22 protein-coding genes are annotated in these 18,300 nt (G+C 34.1%); 7 read left to right on the forward strand and 15 right to left on the reverse strand.

The window, feature by feature from the left end; translation table 11 throughout:
- Positions 1-33 precede the first annotated feature (33 nt).
- From PBT91_RS15390 to PBT91_RS15415, 6 genes are read right to left on the reverse strand one after another with little or no spacing between them, the layout of a single operon-like run.
- Positions 34-1,038 (reverse strand): metal-dependent hydrolase, encoded by a 1,005-nt coding sequence (locus PBT91_RS15390; protein WP_270059345.1) that lies wholly within the window; start codon positions 1,036-1,038, stop codon positions 34-36.
- On the reverse strand, positions 1,038-1,745 hold the full coding sequence (locus tag PBT91_RS15395; protein ID WP_270059346.1) for a ZIP family metal transporter: 708 nt from the start codon (positions 1,743-1,745) through the stop codon (positions 1,038-1,040). The genes PBT91_RS15390 and PBT91_RS15395 overlap by 1 nt, the downstream gene beginning before the upstream one ends.
- Positions 1,746-1,757: 12 nt before the next feature.
- Positions 1,758-3,536, reverse strand: coding sequence for a MutS-related protein (locus PBT91_RS15400; RefSeq protein ID WP_270059347.1), 1,779 nt, complete (start codon positions 3,534-3,536; stop codon positions 1,758-1,760).
- Positions 3,536-3,895 (reverse strand): MmcQ/YjbR family DNA-binding protein, encoded by a 360-nt coding sequence (locus tag PBT91_RS15405; protein ID WP_270059348.1) that lies wholly within the window; start codon positions 3,893-3,895, stop codon positions 3,536-3,538. The genes PBT91_RS15400 and PBT91_RS15405 overlap by 1 nt, the downstream gene beginning before the upstream one ends.
- A gap of 10 nt (positions 3,896-3,905) precedes the next feature.
- A complete protein-coding gene (locus tag PBT91_RS15410; RefSeq protein ID WP_270059349.1) occupies positions 3,906-4,529 on the reverse strand; it encodes a DUF4230 domain-containing protein in 624 nt (207 codons plus the stop codon).
- 1 nt (position 4,530) lies between these two features.
- Positions 4,531-4,881 carry a DUF4260 domain-containing protein gene (locus PBT91_RS15415; protein ID WP_270059350.1) on the reverse strand — a complete coding sequence of 117 codons (351 nt, stop codon included), beginning with the start codon at positions 4,879-4,881 and terminating at the stop codon, positions 4,531-4,533.
- 82 nt (positions 4,882-4,963) lie between these two features.
- Between PBT91_RS15415 and PBT91_RS15420 the strand changes: the two genes are divergently transcribed.
- Positions 4,964-5,434, forward strand: coding sequence for a hypothetical protein (locus PBT91_RS15420; protein WP_270059351.1), 471 nt, complete (start codon positions 4,964-4,966; stop codon positions 5,432-5,434).
- 2 nt (positions 5,435-5,436) lie between these two features.
- On the opposite strand, the gene PBT91_RS15425 is transcribed toward PBT91_RS15420, so the two are convergent.
- The 4 genes from PBT91_RS15425 to ruvC all read right to left on the reverse strand — a co-directional run bounded on the left by PBT91_RS15425 (position 5,437) and on the right by ruvC (position 8,550).
- A complete protein-coding gene (locus PBT91_RS15425; RefSeq protein ID WP_270059352.1) occupies positions 5,437-6,183 on the reverse strand; it encodes a cyclase family protein in 747 nt (248 codons plus the stop codon).
- A 249-nt stretch (positions 6,184-6,432) separates the two neighbouring features.
- Entirely contained in the window at positions 6,433-7,560 is a 1,128-nt protein-coding gene (gene hemW, locus PBT91_RS15430) for a radical SAM family heme chaperone HemW (protein ID WP_270059353.1), read from the reverse strand.
- A gap of 41 nt (positions 7,561-7,601) precedes the next feature.
- Positions 7,602-7,964 carry a four helix bundle protein gene (locus PBT91_RS15435; RefSeq protein WP_270059354.1) on the reverse strand — a complete coding sequence of 121 codons (363 nt, stop codon included), beginning with the start codon at positions 7,962-7,964 and terminating at the stop codon, positions 7,602-7,604.
- A gap of 37 nt (positions 7,965-8,001) precedes the next feature.
- Positions 8,002-8,550 (reverse strand): crossover junction endodeoxyribonuclease RuvC, encoded by a 549-nt coding sequence (gene ruvC / locus PBT91_RS15440; protein WP_443089630.1) that lies wholly within the window; start codon positions 8,548-8,550, stop codon positions 8,002-8,004.
- Between the two features lie 82 nt (positions 8,551-8,632).
- Between ruvC and PBT91_RS15445 the strand changes: the two genes are divergently transcribed.
- The 3 genes from PBT91_RS15445 (at position 8,633) to PBT91_RS15455 (ending at position 10,936) form a co-directional block, all read left to right on the forward strand.
- A complete protein-coding gene (locus PBT91_RS15445) occupies positions 8,633-9,760 on the forward strand; it encodes a glycosyltransferase family 2 protein (protein ID WP_270059355.1) in 1,128 nt (375 codons plus the stop codon).
- A gap of 349 nt (positions 9,761-10,109) precedes the next feature.
- On the forward strand, positions 10,110-10,388 hold the full coding sequence (locus PBT91_RS15450; RefSeq protein WP_270059356.1) for a YciI-like protein: 279 nt from the start codon (positions 10,110-10,112) through the stop codon (positions 10,386-10,388).
- Between the two features lie 17 nt (positions 10,389-10,405).
- Positions 10,406-10,936 carry a hypothetical protein gene (locus PBT91_RS15455; protein WP_270059357.1) on the forward strand — a complete coding sequence of 177 codons (531 nt, stop codon included), beginning with the start codon at positions 10,406-10,408 and terminating at the stop codon, positions 10,934-10,936.
- Positions 10,937-10,979: 43 nt separating this feature from the next.
- On the opposite strand, the gene PBT91_RS15460 is transcribed toward PBT91_RS15455, so the two are convergent.
- From PBT91_RS15460 to PBT91_RS15475, 4 genes are read right to left on the reverse strand one after another with little or no spacing between them, the layout of a single operon-like run.
- Entirely contained in the window at positions 10,980-11,480 is a 501-nt protein-coding gene (locus tag PBT91_RS15460) for a hypothetical protein (RefSeq protein ID WP_270059358.1), read from the reverse strand.
- 45 nt (positions 11,481-11,525) lie between these two features.
- Positions 11,526-12,761: a tetratricopeptide repeat protein gene (locus tag PBT91_RS15465; RefSeq protein ID WP_270059359.1), complete on the reverse strand. Its 1,236-nt coding sequence runs from the start codon at positions 12,759-12,761 to the stop codon at positions 11,526-11,528.
- Between the two features lie 40 nt (positions 12,762-12,801).
- Entirely contained in the window at positions 12,802-14,262 is a 1,461-nt protein-coding gene (locus PBT91_RS15470) for a M56 family metallopeptidase (RefSeq protein ID WP_270059360.1), read from the reverse strand.
- Positions 14,263-14,264: 2 nt separating this feature from the next.
- Positions 14,265-14,624 carry a BlaI/MecI/CopY family transcriptional regulator gene (locus PBT91_RS15475; RefSeq protein ID WP_270059361.1) on the reverse strand — a complete coding sequence of 120 codons (360 nt, stop codon included), beginning with the start codon at positions 14,622-14,624 and terminating at the stop codon, positions 14,265-14,267.
- Between the two features lie 216 nt (positions 14,625-14,840).
- Between PBT91_RS15475 and otsB the strand changes: the two genes are divergently transcribed.
- Positions 14,841-15,629: a trehalose-phosphatase gene (otsB, locus tag PBT91_RS15480; protein ID WP_270059362.1), complete on the forward strand. Its 789-nt coding sequence runs from the start codon at positions 14,841-14,843 to the stop codon at positions 15,627-15,629.
- A gap of 23 nt (positions 15,630-15,652) precedes the next feature.
- A complete protein-coding gene (locus PBT91_RS15485; RefSeq protein WP_270059363.1) occupies positions 15,653-16,159 on the forward strand; it encodes a DUF456 domain-containing protein in 507 nt (168 codons plus the stop codon).
- Between the two features lie 7 nt (positions 16,160-16,166).
- Here PBT91_RS15485 and PBT91_RS15490 read toward each other — a convergent pair whose 3' ends face one another.
- Complete coding sequence (locus PBT91_RS15490; RefSeq protein WP_270059364.1) at positions 16,167-17,360, reverse strand: GAF domain-containing sensor histidine kinase; 1,194 nt, start codon at positions 17,358-17,360, stop codon at positions 16,167-16,169.
- Positions 17,361-17,619: 259 nt separating this feature from the next.
- Here PBT91_RS15490 and PBT91_RS15495 point away from each other — a divergent pair, with 259 nt between their 5' ends.
- Positions 17,620-18,294, forward strand: coding sequence for a hypothetical protein (locus tag PBT91_RS15495; RefSeq protein ID WP_270059365.1), 675 nt, complete (start codon positions 17,620-17,622; stop codon positions 18,292-18,294).
- The last annotated feature ends 6 nt before the right edge of the window (positions 18,295-18,300 follow it).

The following is an 18,300-nucleotide window of genomic DNA, read 5'->3' on the forward strand; positions in this document are numbered from 1 at the left end:
TGCATTCTGCAACCAAAAACTACGGACTAAAACCTAATTCCCTCTAACTCTATCAAAAAGGCTTTTCATCATTTTTGAGGCATCACCATAATTTTTTTCAACTTCTGTAGCGGTAAGAATTCCGTTTTTCACTTCTAGTTTATAACTAAAGACAAATCGTGAATCCTTTCCTGTAGGATCTATAGTTCCAAACCTAAGATCATTAAAATATAAATCGCCTTCTTTCTTTGTAATCGTATACCATCCTTTTGAAATTTTTACAAGTTTCTTAAAATTAGGATACTCTTTTATCTCTCCTAAAAGATGATAATTCTTTGGGTAGCGTCTAAACTCTATTGGTTGATCGTCCAAAATAGAATAATTTCCAACCAAATAGGATTTATCGGTCGCTATGTTGGCAGTCCACATAATCGTGTTAAACGGACTTGGTTTTGTTTCGATTTCAGCGTAAGAGATATTTTGCTCTTTTAAGGCCTCTTTAAATTCGTAAAACGTATAGATTTTTAATGGGATGGTAATAAGAAATAGATATAAACAACTAAGCTGTAATCCCATGGAATTTAATTTTCTTCGGCTTATAGAACCTTTTGGTCGAAAAGCAGCAAGCAACGTAAAAAACAAAAAGGGAAGCGTATACGCAGGATCGATTACAAAGATCGTTTTAAATGCCAGTCGATAATCTGCTGGCCAAAAAAGTTGTGTCCCCCAGGTAGTAAACATATCCAGCAGCGGATGTGTAAACAATCCCCAGAACATCAGTTTAGACCAATCTTTCCAATCGGCATCAGCTTTTTTTTCAATTTTAGAAATAATCCAACCAAAAATTGGTGCAAAAACCAAAGCAAAAAATATCGAATGTGTAAATCCACGATGTAATTCGTTGGCGGTAATCGTATCGGTAAAACTACGGGCAATCACATCTAGATCTGGAATGGTACCTGCAATCGCTCCGTAAAGCATTGCTTTGTTTCCAACTTTTCTACCTAAAACCACTTCTCCTACAGAGGCGCCTAAAACTATTTGGGTTAAAGAATCCATTAAATTAATTTTTCACCAATAATGCCTATTAAAAACCCCAAACTTGCTCCCAGAGAAGCGATATAATTATTATCAAGTTTACTTTCTGGTATAATTTCCTGTATTAATAAGTATAGAATACCTCCGCTGGCAAAGGTCATTAAATGTGCTGTTAAATTAGGAAAATCACTTAATACAAAATGGCCTAAAAGCGCACCTAAAATTCCGCAGAAACTCAAAAAGAAAAAGATTACCAAGCTTTTAGATATACTATAACCGCTTTGCACCATATCGCGAAATGCATTAAAAGCTTCAGGTAGATTTTGTAGTCCTATAAAAACCGCAAGTAATGTCGCCATGCCGGTATTGATAGCAAATACGGCACCCAAAGCAATAGCTTCAGGAACAAAATCCATCATCATTGCTAAAAGCGTTGCTGTTTGCCCTCCCTTTTTAGCTAAATACCTATCGATAAATAAAAATGTTATCGTTCCCAGCACAAAAGAAAAAGCCATGCCGGCAAGACTTAAGCGTTCCATCCCGGTTGGGATTAATACCAAAGCTATAGCCGATAGGATGATCCCCGCACCAAAGGACATTAAAAAATGAACAATTTCATATTTTACCGGAGATTCTTTAACATGATGATTAAAAATATTTGCCAGGAGAGCCCCAATAAAAACGGTAATTCCTGAAAATCCTGAGTAAAGAATTAAGTTAGTTAACATTTTAAAAATCTGTTAATTATCTACAATTTCCATTTTTCGCAATAAAAATGATGCGTTCATATTTTGGCAAATCCCATCTTTAAAGCGATAATCAAAATGAAGCTCATCATTAGTAATTTCAGCATCAAAATAATGGTTTTTCACCTGCGATAATTCTTCAGTAATTTCACAAAGACTTAAATCGTGCGTTGCGATAATTCCGTTAGAATGAGAATTTACCAATTTTCGAACAAACTTTTTAGAACCGCTCGCTTTATCGATACTGTTTGTCCCCTTTAAAATTTCATCCAAAATTATAAAATATCGATTATCTTTAATTCGATTTACGATATATTTAAGTCGTTTTAATTCAGAAAAAAAGTACGATTCGTCATCACTCAAAGAATCGCTGGTGCGCATACTGGTAATTAATTTTATGGGCGTATAAGAACAATCTTCAGCACAAACCGGCAAACCAATATTGCTCATCACAATTTGCAGGGAAACCGTTCTTAAAAACGTACTTTTCCCGGCCATATTTGCTCCAGTAACAATAAAAAATTCTTTACTGTCGATATAAAAATCATTGGCTACGCGCTTTTCAGGATGCAGTAGTGGATGTGCTAATTGAGTTGCTTCGATTCCTTTTTCTACGGAATTAATCTTCGGAAAAGTATAATCTGGATGATTAAAACTGAAGTTTCCTAACGAATTATAAGCATCGGTCACTTCAATTACATCAAACCAATTTTCAACCTGAAATCCATAGTTTTCGATCCAGTTTTCCAACTTTAAAGACTGGCGCAAATCCCAAAGTAAAAATCCGTTACCAATAACGCCAAATATCATATTATTACGTTGATCCAGGGCATCGATGGCTTTAGAAAATTCCTTAAAAATTTCAGAAGCTTTTTTATTTTCGGTTCTAATCGCTTTCTTTTTGGCTGTCATTATTGCTGAAGAAAACTCCTCGTTTTCTAACATTCCCAACAATTGGTGATATTGGTGAAAAGTATCCTGAATTTTAGAAACGCTCCCCGAAAGCAAATTGATCCGTTTTAAGAAAACGCCAGTGATCAAGATCCCAACAATAAGCCATAGTAACAGCTGAAATTCAGTAACAAAACCAAGAATATATCCTGCGATTATAGCTACAGATAACAATGAGAATAGCGGAGAAAGCCATTTTATAAACTTTGGTACAAAGCGTTTGTAGTTTCTAAACCAATTAACTATCGTGGTTGACGATTCGGTTGTTTTTACAAGACTTGCGGTAGCACTAAATTCTTGTCGCCATTTGGCTTTTGCAGCTAATTCTTTAACTGTTTCTTGTTTCTTGGTAATACTTTCAATATCATTAGCCAGCAAAATATCCACCAACTTTTTAGTGCCTTGGTACAGTGCCGTTCTGTTTAAATACTGAAAGAAGGAACCCCTTCCGAAGAGATCGATATCTTGGGCATAATCGTGATTTTGAACTTCAAATTCGCTACCATCTGGCAACTCCTGAAATTGCCTAGACTGCATCACATCAATTTCAGTTTGATTTAACTTAATTAAAGATTTCTGTTTATCACTTTTATATTTAAGATTGCTATGCCGTGAAACTAAATATAAGAATATGGCAATACCTCCAATAATTGCAGCCATCATAATTTTGGTTTCTCCCCAGTAAAAATAAATAAGAAAACCAATAATTATAAAAACGGCCAATCTTAATAAACTAGAAGCCAGTAATTGCTTTGAAAGCTTATCAGCTATTTTTTGATGAATTTCAATCTGTTTTTTATAAAAATCGATGTGTTTTGCCATTATAATTCGTCGAATTCTTGTTTTTGATTTTTATTTAGTCCATCAACGATAAGTTGATAAGAATGGTCTGTAAGTTCAAAAATTAATTTTGCAGGAATTTGCCCATCGAGAATCATCGTATTCCAATGTTGTTTATTCATGTGATATCCCGGAATAATTTTTCCATCAAACTCTTCCCGAAGCTCTAAGCTTTTATCTGGATTACATTTTAAATTTATGCGAAGCGGCACTGCATCTAGGGAAACCAATGCAAACATCTTTCCCATCACTTTAAAAACCAAAGTTTCTGGTCCAAATGGCATATGCTCGGTCACTTCTTTTTTGTTTAAGCAATAATCTCTAAAAGTATCGATATCCATAAAATTGTTTTTAGGATTCTTTATTTTCAATTTTCTTAATCTCGGCTTCATCCAAAACCAAAGCCGAATAATCTAAGGTCCAGCCGATTGTCTGTACGATGTTTTCCATTAACAGGATCGTATCCAAAGCTTCTTTTTTAGCTTGTTCCAACAATCCACTTTCCGGAATTTTATCGACAATATGTTTTTTAGCATCGCGATTAATATCGGTAAGATCTGAAGTTGTAAAAGGATTTGCCCAGCCTTCGCGCTTGTCGTAATATTTAAAATCGGTTTCTACGGTTAGCAGTTCTGGCTGCGGAAAATTGGTAAGCACAATTTTTTTTGATTCATTATCACTTTCCATTTTTATTTTGCTAAGATCAAAACCAACGTGCGCTTTTGCACTTATTAAAACAATAGCTTTCTTTTTACCAAAAATCAAGCTTATGTATTTCTCTTTTAGATTTTCGTAATGATAGATTTCAGAAAAATCACCTTCGACCGTTATAAACTTACAAACGCTCCTAATTTTCTCCATTAAAACAACCGACTGCTCCTTGGTTTTAATTTTAGAACGATCTTTATTAAACGTTCTAAAAATAAAATACGCTACAATAGCTCCAGCTGCCAGCCCGATAAAAAGTAACTCCATATTATTTACCGATTTCTCCTAAATGAGTGAATTTAAAACCTTGCTCATATTTGAGTCCGTACCCCAAAATACGATCAAAAGCCGAATGAGAAAACAAAATTACACCTATTAATTGTAAAACCTCTAACTGTAAATGAAACCCTACTAGCCAAAACCAAATTGCCAGCCCTTTATGATGAAATAAATTGTATAAAAAAGCTCCTGTTTTATTATTAAAAGCATATCCAATCATACCCATATCTGGCATAAAAAATAAGCCTACAAACCACCACCAAGAAAAATGTAAGAAATAAAAAGCAAAAATACCTAAAGCCATCATGGCCAATTCCTCAAGCTTTACAATAGCATTCATAAAATTTTATATTAACCTAAAAATTAACGATTTAGATATTGATTTTTAATTTAATTTTCGGCAAAATCTAACAATTAAAATCATGAAAAAAATCATCATTCTTGCCATGTTCATTACTTCATTAAACTTATCTCATGCACAAAAAATTGAATACGAAAAAGTTTTTGGAAGTTATAAATTTACTCAAAACGAAAATACATTAAGTTTAAGAGATCTTACTGCAATTACTGAAGATATTCCAGAAGCTCAGGATTTAATAAGAAAGGCTAAAACAACAACGGTTTTCACCTCTATCCTTTCTGTTGCCGGCGGCGGATTAATTGGCTGGCCATTGGGAGAAGCCATTGGTGGTGGCGATCCTAATTGGGCTTTGGCGGGTATTGGTGCAGGCCTGGTTGCAGTAGCTATACCATTATCTTCTAGTGCCAGTAAAAAAGCAAAACAAGCGGTAGATCTGTACAACAACTCTTTAGAAAGGCAAACAAATAATTTCACAACAGAATTAAATATTTTAGCTTCTGGCAGTGGCTTGGGGCTATCTTTGCGATTCTAATTTTACTGAATTTTATACAATACCGGTTTAGAAGGCGAAGCATCATTCTCGAAAGATGCAATTTGCAGATTCAGAAAATATGCTCCGTCTTTAATCTGGTTGGGAATGTACACAAGCTCTGTGATAGTCGCATCAAATCGAGTATTTTTAGGATAATCCCAAAAAGCTTTATGTGCCAATAGTTTCCCTTCATCCTTTTCTTTATCTACCGATGGTAAATCTATAAGCATGTGCTTTACATTTAATTTACGGATGTATAGCATCGCAGCTTCAGATAAATAAGGCCAATTAGTATGCGAATATTTTTTTGTTCGCTTTTCGGCATAATTAGGTATCGTTCTAATCACAAGAGCTGCCGGGCAGGAATCGCCCAATTGCTTTTTTAAAATTTCTTCGGAAATTACCTGATCTTCTCCATGATTTTCCGGAGCCACAGAAATCAGTTTTGCTTTGAAGAAGAAGTTTTTGAGTGTTTGATTTATACTGAAAAAATCTTTACTGATATGTCCAACACACTCGGTATGCGTGCCATGCCCATGCGGATTAAACTGAATATTATTAAAATTCACTGAAGCGCCTTCTGAAATTTTCCCTACAAAATCACCATCTCTAAATGGTGTGATCTTAGGAGCATCTAAATACCAGGCTATTGGGTTTTTACCATCGCCACGCAAACTCAGCGAAATATCGATTGGTTTCGAAAAATCGATCGTAAAACTTTCTCCCTCATACTGAATTTGTGCAAGCATAATGTGTGATCTAACCTAAGAATTTTATTAATGAGACTTTGTGAATTCTCACGTAAAATTAGCGATTAATTTTCGAAGTATGTAAGAGTAAACTCACCGCAAAGTTATTTCATTTTCAATGTTCGTTTCAACCTTAAACTAAAAGATGATCATTGTAGAATTAAAATTCAGCATTCAAAATATAGCATATAATTAATACTTCTGCCTAAATTCTAATATCTAAAAGCGAAGTGGTCTAACATCGAACTACTAATCAATATAAAACAAATCTGCTGCGATTCCATCACTTAAAAAAGTTCCTTTTTCTGTTATTCGCATCACGTTATCTTCGGTTCTTAGAAGTTCTTTCTGAAATAAAATAGCCGACTGTTCCTTTAAATATTCCAGATATTTTTTACCGAATTTTGATTCAATTTCTTTAAGATCTACGCCAAAATGAGTTCGCAAACGCGTCATAATATATTCATTATAACGATCTGTTGTACTTAACTCTTCAATTTCGAGAGGTAATTCAGATTTTTCGATCGCTTTGATATAAAGCGTGTTGTTCGCAACATTCCATTTTCTACAATTCCCGTCATACGAATGCGCTGAAGGCCCAATTCCTAAATAGGGTTTTCCTAACCAATATGCGGTGTTGTTTTGCGAAAAATAACCGGGTTTCCCATAATTTGAAAACTCGTAATGCTCAAATCCGGCATTTTTGAGGGTCGTTCTTAGAATCTCAAAATGCTGAGCAGCAGCGGCATCATCTACGGGTTTTACTTTTCCTTTTTCGATGAATTTTTGCAACGCCGTATTTGGCTCGACCGTTAAAGCATAACTTGAAATATGGGAAATTCCTAAATCCAGTAGAATATGAATGTTTTCTTTCCAGCGTTCATCGCTCATTCCCGGTACTCCGTAAATTAAATCAACCGAAATATTATCGAATTTCGATCTGGCTAGTTTTATAGATTTTAAAGCTTCTTCTGCATTATGTGCACGATTCATTAATTTTAGATCTTCTTCAAAAAAAGATTGCACGCCAATACTTAGTCGGTTAATTTTTGAAGCCGCCAGTTCTCCTATTTTCTCTTCTGAAAGGTCGTCGGGATTCGCTTCCAGTGTTATTTCAGGGTTTTTAGCAATATTGAATTCAGTATAAATTGTATCAAAAATCGCATTCAGTTCTTCTAGATTAAGCAAACTGGGTGTCCCACCACCAAAATAAATGGTTTGAATCGGTTCATCTGGCAACTCATTTTTCCGAAGTATTAACTCCTTTCGCAATGCGACAATCAGCTCACTTTTCTTCTTTAATGAGGTCGAAAAATGAAAATCGCAGTAATGACACGCCTGCTTACAAAATGGGATATGAATGTAGATTCCGCTCATTTAATTCAATTAACAATTAGCAATGATCAATAAACAATGGCTTATTTATTTAGCCTCGTTTTCTTCAAAATTGAATACAGTATTCGAGATATTTCGTCGCAATCTTTATGAAGACTTTCAAAACTCTCTAACTGCAGATAATCTGAATCTTTTAGAAGTGACAACCAATACTTTGTTTCTAAGCTTTCTTTATAAGCGATCGATATTTTTGCTGAAAAATCAGCATTAGAGATTGCCCCATTGGCTTCCGCTACATTAGCGCCGATCGAAGTACCAGATTTTAGTAATTGTTTAGAAAGTATAAATTCTCTTTTTTCAGTCATCAACTTTTTAGAAACCTGAACAATTTGAAGTGCGAAGTCATAAGATTTTTTCTTTAATGGATTATCTTTAAAGTCATTCATATCTTCTGTTAATTGTGAACTGATTATTGCTTACTGATCACTTAACTTTCCCAGGATTTTGTTTGACAAAAGCATCCCAACCGGTGTAACTTTTACCAATCTCGGTGCGACCAGAATTATAGAAATGGCAAACTGCTGCCGCCAAACCATCGGTAGAATCCAGGTTTTTGGGCAATGTTTTTAAGTTTAGCATACTTTGCAGCATTTTTGCTACCTGCTCTTTACTCGCGCTACCGTTACCGGTAATCGCCATTTTGATCTTTTTTGGGAGATACTCTGTAATTGGGATTTCACGCGAAAGTCCGGCTGCCATTGCTACTCCCTGCGCTCTACCTAGCTTCAGCATCGATTGTACGTTTTTCCCGAAGAAAGGCGCTTCAATCGCAATTTCATCTGGATGAAAGGTTTCAATAAGCTCGATGGTACGCTCAAAAATCAATTTCAGTTTCACGTAGTGATCATCATATTTTTTCAGCTGCAATTCATTCAACTGTAAAAACTCCATCTTCTTATTCTTCACCTTTATCAATCCAAACCCCATAATTGTGGTTCCCGGGTCGATTCCTAAAATGATCTTTTCGCTCAAATTCTTCAGTTTTTGTGGAGAAATTTTATAATTCCCCTTTTGCAAAGCTACGGAAATCTATATTTGCACTAAACTTGCCCAGATGCTGATATTTGTAATTCTAATCGCCATTTTATATGCAGCTTTAATGCTGGCGTTTTTAAAAGGTTGGAATTCGTTAAAGCCTTCTACTGATAATTACGAGCCACCTAAAACCCGTTTTTCGATTATAATTCCGTTTAGAAATGAAGCTGAAAATCTACCCGATTTACTTGAAAGCCTAGCTATACTGAATTACCCTTTTAAGCTTTTTGAAATTCTTTTGATCAATGATGAATCTGAAGACGATTCAGAAAAAATTATTGCCGAATTTATCGAAACTCAACCTCAGCTTAACCTGAAAGTTTTACAGAACCATCGCATTTCGAATTCCCCGAAGAAAGATGCCATAAAAACTGCAATTGAAATGGCACAATTAGAATATATTCTCACCACCGATGCCGATTGTAAAATACCGCAAAACTGGCTACAAAGTTTTAATACTGAAATTTTAGAAAATAACTCGGTAATGATTGCTGCACCGGTAAAGATTGAGATTACCGACAAAAAATTCGTGACTTCTTTTGAAGCGCTAGATTTTTTAAGCTTACAGATTACGGGAGCTGGAGCGTTTGGAATCAAAAAAGCTTTTATGGCAAACGGGGCTAATCTTTGTTATAAAAAAGAATCATTTGTTAAGCAAAATGGATTTGAAGGAAACTCTGAAATTGCCAGCGGAGATGATGTGTTTTTACTGCAAAAATTTATTCAGCAGCAATTAAAAGTGACTTTCTTAAAAGACCAAAATGCGATTGTAAAAACCAAACCACAATCGAGTTTTAAGCGACTGGTACAGCAACGTATTCGGTGGGCTTCAAAAACCTCAGCGTACACCAGCAATTTCGCCAAACTAACGGGACTAATCGTTTTTAATATGAACATTGCTTTCAGTTTGAGCCTGCTTTTCGGTATTTTCAAATTATTCCCCTTTCCTTATTTTATGATCTTATTTTTAGTGAAATTTAACCTGGATTTTGTGTTGCTTTATCGCGGAACGATTCTCTTTAAAAATGAATCACTAATGAGAAAATATCTAATTAGCAGTGTGCTATATCCATTCTTCTCGGTTTATGTTGCCATTCTTTCGCTATTTGGAGGTTACAACTGGAAAGGAAGAAGGTTTAAGAGATGAATTCAATTGACAAAATTCAATAAACAATTAGCAGACAGCCTTAAGCTTTCAGCAATTAAAAAATTCTCTACTTTTGGTCAACGTGATAAAAAATGTCATTTGGAGCAAAACACTATGAAGCCGAGAAACCTTATTCACATAGAAGTGGGCAGTTGACAGTTTACAGTTTACAAAATTCAGTAGACAATTAGCAATTTGCACTAGAGATCATTTAGACTGAAGCACAGCGGGATGGAGAAATTTTATTCAATTTAAACCTTTTGTCTCTTGTCTCTTGTCTCTTGTCTCTTGTCTCTTGTCTCTTGTCTCTTAATCTAATTTCTATTCCTTATATTTAAAAAAACAAACTATGAATTATTATATCCTAACTTATCACCTGGTAGACTCTTATTTGGAAGAACGAGGGAAATACCGTGAAGAACATCTAGCAATGGCCAAAAAAGGCGAAGCAAACGGAGAAATCGTAATGGCTGGAGCATTGGACGAGCCCGCTGATAAAGCGATTTTTATTTTTAAATCTGAATCTGAATCGGCTGCAACGAATTTTGCTGAAAATGATCCTTACTTCAAAAACGGACTCATAAAAGAATATTCTGTTAGAAAATGGAATGTTGTAATTGGCAATTAAAATTTATATACACAGAAATGACATTTAGAAAGATATTATCAGTTTCAGTAATTGCATCAACGCTTTTTATTTCTTGTAAAGATAATAGCAATAAAGATAGCTATGAGCAACCAGAAAAACCTAAACAAGAGGTTGTAGAAAGCGAAAAAAAGCAGGAAACTAAAATAGATTCGGCTACGCCTACAAATAAATCAGAAAGCAATAACGAGCAGCTTCAATATATTTGCTACACTTCTGATAATGATAAAAACAAAAGAATTTGGATAGAACTCGGTGAAGATGGGAAAGCCAATAAAGTTAAGTACGAGGGACAGAAAGAAACTATCGACTTAAAATATACCAAAGAAGAATATTCTGAAGGTGGCGCTCATCCTACAATTACCAAATATTATGATGAGATCTATAAGGGTGAAGTAAACGGTACTTATACGCTCATACATTCTGGCGTTTGGGACTATGTGACTTATACTCGAGGTAGAGATGGGAAAGAGTTTAATTACACTATAGATCACGAGAAAGATCCTTACGGTAACAGACCTTGCTTTTAGTTCTTATCTAGAATAAGAAATGCTGAATAATTGATTTTTAAATTTATTCCGCTTTTATCACTACTGGCATTTTGAAAGCGGTAGACACCGGGATACCGCGTTTACTGGCGGGATAGATTTTAGGTAAAGAATCGATACTTTCTCGTAACCAACTTTCTATTTTTGGTAATTGATTGGTTACTGTGCTATCGATTACTGAAATAGAATCTATTTCTGGTTTTCCTTTTTTGGTAACTTCAAGATAAATAAAAATAGTATCATCGATACTTTTACTTACTATGGGCTGCTGTTTTTCTAAATATGCATAGATATTTTCTGCAACTTTGGTTTCAAAACATCGCTTAGCGGCAGCAAGCTCGGTTTCTTGTTGGCAATTTTCAAAGGCCGGATATTCATCGACTTCTTTCCAATTAAGGGCTCTGGATTCCTGCTCTAAAACCTCTTCAGAAGAGATTTTCTTAGTCTCAAAATTGCAGGAAATAATTAATAATACTAAAACTGGAAGTAATCTTATTTTCATCAAATCTTCGGCTTGTAACTTCAAAAATAATCAAATTGCGCTTAACCCCAAGATTAGATGAATTTTATGCTAATTTTCCTGCGTCGCCAGATCGGTAGATTTAGCCTCTACTTCAGCTAAAGAATCTTTTGTTTCGGCTTTCTCTATTTTTTCAGCTAACATGTGCTTTTTTTCCTTTAAATCGCTAATTCTATTTTTAGTTAAATACAGCATATCTTTCGCGAGATAGTTAGGATCATCTCCATAATATTTATTCCAAAACGCCTGATAATAATTTATTTTGGTATCCAGATCTTTAAAATAATTATCGGCAGCAACTGCGCGCTCATACATTGCCCTAATATGGTCTGGATTTTCTTTTAATGTTTTCTGAAACCAATCAAAAGCTTTCTTGTGTTCTTCTAAATTTTTATAGGTTAAGGCTAAACTAAAATACTCGGCTTCCATTGGCTGGTCTTTAATTTTAATTGCCATAAGAAGATGTAATTCTGAATTTTGAAAATCCCCGGTTTGCGCATATATTTTCCCTAATAGATAGTGTGTACTAGAATTTCCCGGTTCATACAATAAAGCCTGCTTATAATTTTCAATAGCTTTTTCGAAATTACCGTCTTTATAATACGCATAGGCCAGCTTTGAATGAATAAATTCACTCCCCTGCCCCAATGCTATAATCTTTTCGTAATGCGGTATAGCCTGATAAAATACCGCCATTACAGAATAGGTTTGCCCTATGATAGAATGTAAAGAAACGTTGTTTTCATTTTTTTCCAATCCAATTGTTGCAAAAGCGATAGCTTCTTGATATTCCTTATTTTTAAGTCGATCTTTGGATAACTTGTAAAGCGCATTTTGGTGGTATTTATCAAGTTCTTGTGTTTTTGAGAAGTATACCATAGCAATGCTATCATTTTCCATTCTCTCGTTAGCTAATCCCCGCGAATAATAAAATTGTGCATTTTTGGGAAAGCGGCTGTTTAACTTAGCAAAAAGACTATCCGCTCTTTCTAACGATCCTAAATTCAGTAGCGTTTCGCCATAATTTAAAGCAGTTAAAACACGAGTGGAATCTTTATTTAAAATCTTCTGATAAGTTTCTAAAGCCTCAATATCATTATTATTTGCTTTGTAGTATTTAGCCAAATCTGCCAGTATTCTTACGGAAGAAGTATCTTCTTTTTGCATTAAAGTAATAGCCTCCTCGTATTGACCAACAGCGTATAAACTATCGGCAATTTTGGTAGTAGATTGAGAAAAACCGGATGCATTAATAATACTGAAAAATAAAATCAGGAATTTTTTCATAACTTGAATTTAGAAAGAAGTATTTCCAAAAAATTAATTACTAATTCTGAAAAACTATTGGTAAAGAATACATTACCGATGTCGCAACACCTCTTTGTTTTCCTGGTTTCATTTGAGGTAAAGTTTTTATCACTCTTTTGGCTTCTTCTTCTAATAATGCGTGTGGTGCCCTGGTTTTTACATTTTGAATTTTTCCGTTTTCGTCTATTCTAAACTGAGTAATTACTCTAAGCACTTCGCCTTCTTTAGTTAAGCTTTTCCACAGCTCTGTATTAAATTCATCCACTATCATTTGCTGAATTTTTTCAGCCATACAAGCTTTTCGCTCTTCATTGGTTCTTAAACCTTCGCAACCTGGAAAGATAGGGACTTCTTCGATCACACTAAATGGAATATCTACATCATCGCTTGCCGGCTTACCTTTTAAGTTTTGAATTTCATTTTTGGTTAAAATATCTTCCAGATTTTGGTCATTTTCCATTTTTGCTTCTACCTCATTTAAAGCACTAATTAAGGCTTCTTTTTCTTCTGAAGATAAGTTATCTCTAGTTTCTATACTGTTAATAATCTGGCTAAAACTTTCCGTTGGACTTTCTTTTTTCATGCTTGCTCCTCCATCTGAGCATGAAACGTAAATAAGCATCATCGCTAATACTGGTACCACCAGTAAAAACTTAAATTTTGCAATTGCTTTTGATTTGTTTTTTTGTAACATAACTATTCGTTTTTTGATTAATGAATGATTAAAAAATTGATTGGTAAATGATAGATTTTGAGTTTCGAAAGCGCTATTGAGCAACTGATTAAAATAATGCTTTTTAGAGGTTTGTTTTAGAACCTGCTCATCGGCGATAAACTCATGTAATAAAGCTATTCTGTTCTGAAAAACATATACCAAAGGATTAAACCATAATAGTACTTTTAGTATTTCGAACAATAACAGATCGAAACTGTGTTTTTGCGATACATGAATAAGCTCGTGTGCTAAAATCTGTTCGCGTTCTTCAGCTGAAATTTCGCTTCCTAAAAAAACAGTTTTCAGAAAGGTAAACGCCATTTTGGAATTAGGAATTTCAATAATTCTAAAGTCCTTTTTCTCTTCAGCTTTATACTTAAACAGCTTTCCTAATACGCTCCATCTCTTAAAGAAAAGGAGCAAACTAATTAAAGATCCTAAGCCATATAATACCAACCACCAATTTATTGCTATTTCCCTTTCAGATTTAATATGTACCGTAGGTAATTGTTCAACTTGCGGCTGGTTACCTCCTATAAATACCTCGGGTAATTTGATCGTATTATTAATTGCCGTAACGGTAGATGCAGGTAAAACTTCAGAAAATATACTAAAGCTAGCAAAAGGAAGCGCTAATGATAACACGGGGGTTAACAACAAATACCAACGGTTTGCCGTAAAAAAGGTTTCCTTTTTCAGAAACAATTCATACACCAGCAAAAATGCCAATTGAAATAATATTATTTGTAGTAAATATCTAAGCATCACTATTCATCTTTATTAATTTCTTTTAAAATAGCCTCCAAATCTTTGGTATCCATTTCGTTTTTCTTCATAAAAAAAGAAACCATACTTTTAAAAGAACCATTAAAGTAATTATTGATGAGCTTGTTCATACTCTGGTCGCTATAAGTCTCTTTCTCTACTATAGGAAAATAGATATATCCCTTCCCCTTTTTTCGATGATCTACAAATTCTTTGTTTTCTAATATTCTAACAATTGTAGATACCGTATTATATGCCGGTTTTGGCTCTGGCATTTCTTCGATAATCGTTGCGACATTGGCTTCTTTAAGTTGCCAAAGAATCTGCATAATCTCTTCTTCTGCTTTTGTTAATTGCTTCATCACAAATATTTTAATAGGGTCTTTTAGTAATTGATGAAGCTAATATAAACTAATCATTTAGTTTTAACTAATGTATTAGTTGTAAATTTCAATATTTAACATTTTAGATTTTTATTATAAGAATAAAATCCAGAATTAACTTTAATAGAAAACTAACAGTAATGATTTTAAAATATTCTATATTGAATTGACAAAAATTAGATAGATCCAATTATTATGAAACAGTCTCAGGACCCGAAAAAATTGCCTTCAGCAATCGAAAATCTTGAAGTATTAAAGAAAAAATTCAGCACTAACAAACCACTTATTTTTTTGGATTTTGATGGTACTTTGGCGCCCATCGTAGAAAATCACGAAGATGCGGGAATGGATAATGAGACTAAAGAAATTGTAAAGCAACTATCCGAAAACTATGCTATTGCCGTAGTTAGTGGTCGAGGCTTAAGTGATGTTCGTAATAAAGTGGGCTTACAGGATATTTATTATGCCGGCAGTCACGGATTTGAAATTGCAGGTCCTAAAAATTTTGAAAAGGATAATGAAGAAGCGCAAAAAATGCTTCCGGTTTTTGACGAAGTTGAAGAAAAACTTCAAGAAAAATTGAGTGTTATTAAAGGCGTTCGATTTGAACGTAAAAAGTTTACTTTAGCTATTCATTACCGCCAGGTTTCCGAAGAAAAAATTTCAGAATTTCATTCTATCATTGAAAATGTAGTTTCAAATTATTCGAAATTGCATAAAGGTGACGGTAAAAAAGTAGTGGAAATAAAACCTAATATCGATTGGCACAAGGGAAAAGCTGTAAATTTTCTTCGGAAAGAATTAAGTACAGCAACCAATCCTTTTTCTATTTATCTTGGCGATGACACGACAGATGAAGATGCGTTTAAAGAAATGGAAAACGGCTACGGAATTTTAGTGGGAGAGCACGGAAATGATTCTTATGCCGATTATCGTGTTGAAAACATTACAGAGGTTAAACGCTTTTTAAAAGAGTTACTTTAATAATTTAATAATCATAAAAACTCATGACATTAATCCTTATTACTTTAGCAGTGATTTTACTAATTGTAGGAATCGTTGGCAGTGTTTTACCTGTACTTCCCGGTGTACCAATTAGCTGGTTAGGATTATTGGCGTTTTACTTAATCCCTGGTATAGAAATCGATTATTGGTTTCTTGGGATCACATTAGTTGTTGCCGTTACCATTTATATTCTTGAAATGGTGATACCTGCCATGGGCACTAAAAAATATGGCGGTAGCAAAGCGGGAATGATAGGTACAACCGTAGGACTAATCGTTGGAATTTTTACGCCAATCCCCTTTGCGATATTAATTGGTCCTTTTGTAGGTGCATTTATTGGTGAAATCGTAAATAAATCTGATTCAAAAACAGCATTACGTGCTGCTTACGGAAGCTTTATAGGATTTTTAGCTTCTACTTTTATGGAATTTATGGTTGCTCTTATTTTCTTTGTGCTTTTTCTCTATAAAGGTTGGGGGTATCGCGATTTTCTTTTTGGTAATAGTTAGTTTCAGCTTAAATAAAACGGGGAATAGAAATATCAAATTGGGTAGATTTCGTTTCCCTTTCTGAAGTAATTTCTATTTGTCCTCCCATAGACAAAACCAAATAACGCGCTAATTTTAATCCCAAACCGTAGGCATCCACACCAACCAAACTTTCTTTAGCCTTCATGTTCGAGCTCATGATATCTTCAATAGATTCCTTAGAGAGACAAGCACCATTAGCCTGTACCTGAATACTAAATTTTGCCATATCTAAAATACTAGTATTTTTTAATCCCAATACGACTTTTATTGTTGAATGATCACTACTGAATTTTATTGCATTAGATATCAGATTCCCTGCTACCTGAATAATACTCTGTTTCGAGAATTTCAAATTTTGATTTCCTGCCAGTAATTCAATATTTAATTTTATATGTTTTGTATCTCCTAAACTCGAATATAGAGCAATGAGCTTATCCTTCAATGAGGTTAATGTAATACTTCCTTTTTCATAGTGTAAAAAATCACTACTATTCTTCTCTAAAGTATTTCCAATAATATCAATCAGCTCGGAACTGCTTTGACTTGCAAGACTAAAATATTGCTTTAGCATCGATGGATCGTCTTCCCCTTCAGCAAGTTTACTTAAACCTAAAATACTGCTAACAGGACCACGAAGTTCGTACCCAAGTTCTCTTTGTGCAGAATGCATATCATGAAAACGACGATTAATCTCAGTCGTTTTCTTTAAACCTTCCAGCTTTTCAACAATTTCAGCACCTATTAATTTTAAGAGATAACGCTGGTCTTTTGAAATTTCATGTTTAACTTCATCGATAACACATAAAGCGCCAATGGCATTTCCTTCAGAAGATTTTAAAGGAAGTCCCAAATAATAGCAATACTTTTCATCTAACGGCACATCAAAACGATCATCATCCCTAAAATTGTCGACTTCAAAAAACCCATCTTGACCTATGGTATATTGACAAACCGATTGCTCTCTTCGCATCACAGCAGGCTCCATGCCTGTGGCTGCAATAGACCATTGCCAATAAGAATCTAAAATATTCACTAAGCACAAATTGGCCCTGGTAATCTTTGATGCCATATTTGTTAAATTTTCAAACAGTTCCTGAAGGCTCTGATAATCTAGATCAAGTTGAGAAACTTCAAGAACTCTTTTAAACTCCTCTTCGGAAGAATCATTTGGTGCTATCATAATACAAATTAATGAACGCATTAAAGTACACAAAATCAAACATATATACAACCTTAATATCTCGCTTACCCTACAATTCATTGAAATTACACCAATCCAAAACATCTCTATAATTTAAACAATATTGTCTTTCAGAAAATTTATGTTAATAGCTTAAAATACCCTAACTACATTATTAACAAAGGTTTATAAACTGATTTACGCATCATATTAGTTTGGTTAACTAATTTTACCTTTAAAACCAACAAATACTTTTGTTATGAAAAAGAACCTAATTAAATTATCTGTATTGGCCTTTGGCTTTACAAGTATTATAAGTCTGTCATCATGTAAAAATTCAGAATCAGATTCTAAAGAGAATACTGAAGCGACTGAAGAGATGGATATGCAAGATGAAACAACAGACAACTCTTATCCTACAAATGCTACGGCAGAATATTTAACCTATGTAGAGCGTGGGGGTGATCTTGATGACAATATGGAACAAAAGCTTTATACCAAAGAAGCACTAAATAAATTGGCTGCTGCTGTTGAGGAAAAATCACAAGATCTTAATGCCAAACCTAATGATAGCTTAAATTCTATTACGGCTGAAATTGATGGTAATACCAATGAAATTGATACTACTATAACTGCAGATAATCTATATAGCAAAGGACAGGTTATTGTAGGAGTGTTAGAAAACTTGCAAAAAGACAGCTATCCCGAATTATCGGATGAGGTTATGGAATTAAAAGAAAGTTGGAAAAAGTTAAAAGCCGCCAAAAAAACTGATTACAAAGATGCTAATGTAAGTGCCTTTTTTGATGAAGCTGCAGATTTGTTAGAAGATATGGTTACTGAAACTCCTAACGGAAATGTTTCCGCAAGTTATACTGGCAAAGATTCTACTCTTTACAGTAAAAAAGCAGATACCATTGAAGTAGACCAATAATAGAAA

It is taken from the genome of Zunongwangia sp. HGR-M22, from assembly GCF_027594425.1.
In the GTDB taxonomy this organism is placed as follows: domain Bacteria; phylum Bacteroidota; class Bacteroidia; order Flavobacteriales; family Flavobacteriaceae; genus Zunongwangia.

Coding starts and splice junctions, on each gene's coding strand:
- PBT91_RS15390 (WP_270059345.1), bottom strand. CDS start 1,038: ATGGATTCTTTAACCCAAATAGTTTTAGGCGCCTCTGTAGGAGAAGTG.
- PBT91_RS15395 (WP_270059346.1), bottom strand. CDS start 1,745: ATGTTAACTAACTTAATTCTTTACTCAGGATTTTCAGGAATTACCGTT.
- PBT91_RS15400 (WP_270059347.1), bottom strand. CDS start 3,536: ATGGCAAAACACATCGATTTTTATAAAAAACAGATTGAAATTCATCAA.
- PBT91_RS15405 (WP_270059348.1), bottom strand. CDS start 3,895: ATGGATATCGATACTTTTAGAGATTATTGCTTAAACAAAAAAGAAGTG.
- PBT91_RS15410 (WP_270059349.1), bottom strand. CDS start 4,529: ATGGAGTTACTTTTTATCGGGCTGGCAGCTGGAGCTATTGTAGCGTAT.
- PBT91_RS15415 (WP_270059350.1), bottom strand. CDS start 4,881: ATGAATGCTATTGTAAAGCTTGAGGAATTGGCCATGATGGCTTTAGGT.
- PBT91_RS15420 (WP_270059351.1), top strand. CDS start 4,964: ATGAAAAAAATCATCATTCTTGCCATGTTCATTACTTCATTAAACTTA.
- PBT91_RS15425 (WP_270059352.1), bottom strand. CDS start 6,183: ATGCTTGCACAAATTCAGTATGAGGGAGAAAGTTTTACGATCGATTTT.
- hemW (WP_270059353.1), bottom strand. CDS start 7,560: ATGAGCGGAATCTACATTCATATCCCATTTTGTAAGCAGGCGTGTCAT.
- PBT91_RS15435 (WP_270059354.1), bottom strand. CDS start 7,964: ATGAATGACTTTAAAGATAATCCATTAAAGAAAAAATCTTATGACTTC.
- PBT91_RS15445 (WP_270059355.1), top strand. CDS start 8,633: ATGCTGATATTTGTAATTCTAATCGCCATTTTATATGCAGCTTTAATG.
- PBT91_RS15450 (WP_270059356.1), top strand. CDS start 10,110: ATGAATTATTATATCCTAACTTATCACCTGGTAGACTCTTATTTGGAA.
- PBT91_RS15455 (WP_270059357.1), top strand. CDS start 10,406: ATGACATTTAGAAAGATATTATCAGTTTCAGTAATTGCATCAACGCTT.
- PBT91_RS15465 (WP_270059359.1), bottom strand. CDS start 12,761: ATGAAAAAATTCCTGATTTTATTTTTCAGTATTATTAATGCATCCGGT.
- PBT91_RS15470 (WP_270059360.1), bottom strand. CDS start 14,262: ATGCTTAGATATTTACTACAAATAATATTATTTCAATTGGCATTTTTG.
- PBT91_RS15475 (WP_270059361.1), bottom strand. CDS start 14,624: ATGAAGCAATTAACAAAAGCAGAAGAAGAGATTATGCAGATTCTTTGG.
- otsB (WP_270059362.1), top strand. CDS start 14,841: ATGAAACAGTCTCAGGACCCGAAAAAATTGCCTTCAGCAATCGAAAAT.
- PBT91_RS15485 (WP_270059363.1), top strand. CDS start 15,653: ATGACATTAATCCTTATTACTTTAGCAGTGATTTTACTAATTGTAGGA.
- PBT91_RS15490 (WP_270059364.1), bottom strand. CDS start 17,360: ATGATAGCACCAAATGATTCTTCCGAAGAGGAGTTTAAAAGAGTTCTT.
- PBT91_RS15495 (WP_270059365.1), top strand. CDS start 17,620: ATGAAAAAGAACCTAATTAAATTATCTGTATTGGCCTTTGGCTTTACA.